Genomic DNA, 1585 nt, shown 5'->3' on the forward strand with positions numbered 1-1585 from the left:
TGGATAAGGGGCAGATCGCTAAATCACAATTCGAAGCGAAGTACCCGCGCTTATAATTTGGGTAAATTTATGCGGGCCCGCTTGCGCGCGGCTCGCATTAGCTTTGAGGTTCAAAGAATTTTATTTTTAAGGATTACATATGCAACTAGATTGTCGCAATTTAAATTGCCCGGAACCGCTTTTACGCGCTAAAAAAGCCCTCAGCGAGCTAAAAATCGGAGAGAATTTAGAAATTTTAGTAAACGACATAGCGCCGCGCGAAAACATAAAGCGCTTTTTGGCTAAAAACGGCTTTGAGGCGCAAATTTCACAAGCAGGCGCCGATACGCTTATAAAAACCGTAAAAACGGACGAGCTGAAAGACGAAGGTATCGACGATATTTATTGTGACGTCGCGGCGCTAAAAATAGGTAAGGTGATATTCCTAAACGAGGAGCGGTGCGGAAGCGGCCCGATCGGAAAGAGCTTGCTTGCTAAATTTTTAGGCGCGGCGCTAAGCTTAGATGAAAAGCCCGTAAAGGTGATCTGCGTAAACAACGCCGTGCACATAACTACCAACCGCGGCCACGAATGCTTCGAAGCGATTAAAAAACTAAACGAAGCGGGAGCTGAAATTTTAAGCTGCGGAAGCTGCCTGGAGGGCTACAAGTTAGTCGATAAGCTCGCGATCGGCGAGATCTCAAACGCATACGAAATCATGGACGTCCTATCAAAATACGAAGTAATCAAACTATGATCTACAGAGATTTTAACCTCACGAAATTTATTGCAGCCGCCGGTTGAGCCGCCAAGCTTGACCCGGCGGGTCTAACCGAAAATCTTGGAAATTTAATCGAGCCCAATGCAAGCCTGCTGTCGTCCACCTGCAGCAACGAAGATGCGAGCGTATTTCGCATAAGCGATGATCTTGCGCTCGTACAGACGCTCGATTTTATCACTCCTTTGGTGGACGATCCGTTTATCTTCGGACAGATCGCGGCAGCAAACTCCCTAAGCGACGTATTTGCAATGGGCGGCGAAGTGATAAACGCCCTAAACATCGTGGGTTTTGACGATTGTCATTTCTCAAACGAAATTCTGCGCGAAATTCTGCGCGGCGGCAAAGACAAAATTAAAGAGTGCGGAGGGGCCTTGGTAGGCGGTCACACCATTTCTACTCCCGAAATTTATTACGGACTTAGCGTCACGGGGCGCGTGAATCCGCGTAAATTTTGGAGCAATAATACAGCGCGCGAAGGTGACCTGCTGATCCTAACAAAACCCCTCGGTACGGGCATTATCGCTACGGCTATCAAGGCAAAATTTCTTGAATTTGAAGAATTTCGTGACGCGATAGAGAGCATGATTTTGCTAAATTTTTATGCCGTGGGCGCGCTAGCGGGTCTAAAAATACATGCCGCGACCGACGTGACGGGCTTTGGGCTGCTCGGACACGCGCTTGAAATGATAAATGAGAGCGTGAGTTTTAAAATTTATCCTAGCAAAATTCCGCTTTTAAAAAGTGCTCTCAGATGCCTTGATGAGGGGCTGATCCCCGCCGGAAGCTATAAAAATTTAAAATTTATCGCGCCTGGTGTCGATTCCG

2 protein-coding genes are annotated in these 1585 nt (G+C 47.2%); both read left to right on the top strand.

The genetic code is table 11. From position 1 onward, the window contains the following. Positions 1-139: 139 nt before the first annotated feature. Positions 140-736 (top strand): sulfurtransferase-like selenium metabolism protein YedF, encoded by a 597-nt coding sequence (gene yedF, locus Q0256_RS05825; RefSeq protein ID WP_297961026.1) that lies wholly within the window; start codon positions 140-142, stop codon positions 734-736. Between the two features lie 95 nt (positions 737-831). Next, positions 832-1585 (top strand): selenide, water dikinase SelD (selD, locus tag Q0256_RS05830; RefSeq protein ID WP_297961029.1); only part of this gene is annotated, 754 nt, incomplete at its 3' end.

This window comes from uncultured Campylobacter sp. (genome assembly GCF_937949835.1).
In the GTDB taxonomy this organism is placed as follows: Bacteria; Campylobacterota; Campylobacteria; order Campylobacterales; family Campylobacteraceae; genus Campylobacter_B.